The following is a 2,925-nucleotide window of genomic DNA, read 5'->3' on the forward strand; positions in this document are numbered from 1 at the left end:
CCCGGCCATACGCTCCTCCACCGGGAACCTCACCCAGTCGTTCCCCTGCAGGGCGTTCAGCACGATGCCGCGCCAGTAGAGCCTCTCCTCCGGGACCTGCCGGCAGATCGCCCGCAGCACTACCCCCTTCACCTCGTTCACCGCCGGTGCGCTCCCCGGTTTCACGGTGTCGCTGAAACCGGTGACCTTGACGGCCGACTGGTTCATGAAATCCCACAGCGGGTACTGGGTCCTCGGCAGAAGCACGAACAGAAAGAGCAGGATGGGGAGCGAGGCGACCGGCATCAGGGAGGAAACGGTCAGCACCTTCTTCGCCTCCCGCCGGCTGAGCGCCACCTCGGGATCATGGGCATGGAAGGTAAGCACCACCAGGGAAACCGCCAAAAGGAGCATGAGGAGCAGCAGGTAGACGATGAAGAGCGCGGAGAGGTTGTAGAGCGAGGAGGCGGCCAGACAGAAGAGCGCCAGGCCGAACACCTGCAGGTAGTTCCTGCCGCTCCGCTCGCCGAGCAGCCTGATGCCGAGAAAGACCACCAAAAGGTCCGCGGTGACCTGCAGCATGGTGTTGAGCGAGAACCCGGAGCCCAGGTAGAGGAAGAGTACGATGGAGACCGGGGTGAGCATCCGTCCCGGCAGTTCGCGCCCCCGCGCGTGCAGGAAAAAGGCGCAGATCATGGCAGCCGGGAAGAACCAGCGCGGGAACGGGTCCAGGTAGGGAAACAGCGGCAGATAACCGATCACGGCTATGCAGACCGTCAGCGCGCTGAGGATGCCTCTAATCCTGACCATAGACCGCAAGCTCCGTGAGCAGTTTCAGCCGGTGGGTCCTGGTGGTGCCGGCTGCTATGACCCGGTCGCCGATCTTGAGCCCCACCGGACGGCCGTTTCTCATCAGCCGGTTGATAAGGTAGCTGCCGTGCGACAGCCGCTCATCGAGGTCGCGCCCCGGCAACTGGTCAATCTCCAGCAGCACCGGCTCCTGCGAGGTGGCGGTCATCTCCTTGACCTTGAACACCTCGTGCTTGGCCGACAGGCGCCAATGGATCAGCTTGAGAGACTCGGCTCCGGTGTAGTCGGAGATCTTGGCGAGATCCCCTTCGTATCCCTTGGCGGTTGATGGGGTGGCCTGGCCGGCGTCAGGCTTTCCCCCCTGGAGAGGGGCGACGAACGGGCGCGGCGCGGGGAAGACGGGATAGCTCCCGTTCACCTCCGCCATCCGGAAGCGAACGAAGAAGTTGACCGGAAAGGGAGAGCTGATCCGGGCGTCGGGGAGCGCCTGCAGGCCGCGCCGGGGAAAGGAGAGGAGCAGCGATCCGGTCTGCGGCGAGCGCGGGTCGAGCATCAGGAAGGAGGTGGGGCTGCCGGCCAAGGTGGCGGTGACCAGGAAGGAAGGAAGCAGCCTCTTGCGGTTCTCGATGCGGATGGAGGCGAGGGTCTGGGTGCCGGCGTACAGCTCGTCCGGAAGTTGGACCCCTACTGACAGCTGCCGGATGTTCATCCAGCCAAGCAATCCGGTGACGGCCATGAAGCCAAGCATGGCGGAGACGATCAGAAAGAGCAGGTTGTTGCCGGTGTTGACCGCGGCCACCCCCAAGAGCAGGGTGGAGGCGACGTAGAAGGCTCCTCCCTTGGTGAGGCTTATGTGAGAGGGAGCGGTATGTCCTTCAGGATCTGGTTTAATGTCTGCTCCTTGTCCACCCCCTCGTGCTCGGGGCGGAAGATCAGCCGGTGCGCGCAGACCACCCGGGCCACCTCTTTCACGTCCTCGGGCGCCACGAAGGCGCGGCCGTGCAGGTAAGCCGCCGCCTTGGCGGCATCGACGAGGCCGATCCCCCCGCGGGTCGAGATGCCGGTCAGGATGAGCGGGTGGTTGCGGGTCGCTTTGATGATGGCGTAGATGTAGTCGGTTACCTTCTCGCCCAGGTAGACCCGCGTCTTCACGGTCCTGATCGCCTCCAGGAGGTCCTCGTGGCTGATCATGGCCGGGATGTGAAGGATCTCGTCACGGATCGAGCCGTGCATCAGGATCTCCTTCTCGGTCTCCTCGGGAGGGTAGCCGATGCCGGTCCTCATGATGAAGCGGTCCATCTGCGATTCGGGAAGGGGATAGGTGCCGACCTGCTCGACCGGGTTCTGGGTGGCCAGCACCAGGAAAGGGTCGGGAAGCTGGTAGGTGACCCCTTCCACGGTGACCCGCCGCTCCTCCATGGCCTCCAGCAGTGCGCTCTGCGTCTTGGGCATGGCGCGGTTGATCTCGTCGATCAGCACGATGTTGTTGAAGATGGGACCCTTGACGAAGTTGAAACGGTTCTCGGTGCGGTCGTAGATGGAGAGCCCGGTGATGTCGGAGGGGAGCAGGTCGCTGGTGCACTGGACGCGACCAAAGGAGAGGCCGAGCGAGCTGGCGAAGGCAAGTGCCATGGTGGTCTTCCCCAGCCCGGGGATGTCCTCCAGAAGAATATGCCCCCCGGTGAGAAGGGCCATCAGGGAGAGGCTGATCGCCCTCCCCTTCCCCTTCAGATGATGGCGGGACAGATCGTTCAAGACCGCCAGCATTTGATCTCGTTTCGGCAGGCTTTCCACAGGCAACCTCCAGCGATCAATCAACTCATTGTAACAGAGACGGCCGCCACGAGAAAAGGGGCGCCCTCAGTGGACAGCCCCCTCGCTATCGCCATCGTGCCCGAAGCGTGGCACTCTCAAGCACCTGCTTTCGCTCCAGGCCCAGCGCACATCGGCACACACCGGCACACATCGGCTCACACCAGCTCACACCAACTCGTCAGCTCTTGCCGGCTCACGCCAACTCCCCCTCGCCCTTCGGGAGAGGGTCGGGGTGAGGGAAGCCGCGCATAAGGAGAGAGCGTCACATCATGGAGAATCCCCTCCCCCTAAGCCATCTCCCGGAGGGAGAGGGGACTTTCG

At 63.7% G+C, this 2,925-nt stretch carries 3 protein-coding genes; all 3 read right to left on the reverse strand.

The window, feature by feature from the left end; all coding sequences use genetic code 11:
- A partial coding sequence (locus VJ604_RS10255) for a TgpA N-terminal domain-containing protein (protein WP_324082199.1) occupies positions 1-789 on the reverse strand: 789 nt, incomplete at its 3' end.
- Complete coding sequence (locus VJ604_RS10260; protein ID WP_324082201.1) at positions 776-1,588, reverse strand: DUF58 domain-containing protein; 813 nt, start codon at positions 1,586-1,588, stop codon at positions 776-778. The genes VJ604_RS10255 and VJ604_RS10260, both read right to left, overlap by 14 nt.
- 50 nt (positions 1,589-1,638) lie before the next feature.
- Positions 1,639-2,556, reverse strand: coding sequence for an AAA family ATPase (locus tag VJ604_RS10265; RefSeq protein ID WP_324082203.1), 918 nt, complete (start codon positions 2,554-2,556; stop codon positions 1,639-1,641).
- Positions 2,557-2,925 lie beyond the last annotated feature (369 nt).

Source organism: Geomonas sp. (assembly GCF_035254065.1).
Lineage (GTDB): Bacteria > Desulfobacterota > Desulfuromonadia > Geobacterales > Geobacteraceae > Geomonas.

What these genes read in the sequence shown, in the direction of transcription:
- VJ604_RS10265 (WP_324082203.1), bottom strand. Translation starts at nt 2,556, where the DNA reads ATGCTGGCGGTCTTGAACGATCTGTCCCGCCATCATCTGAAGGGGAAG.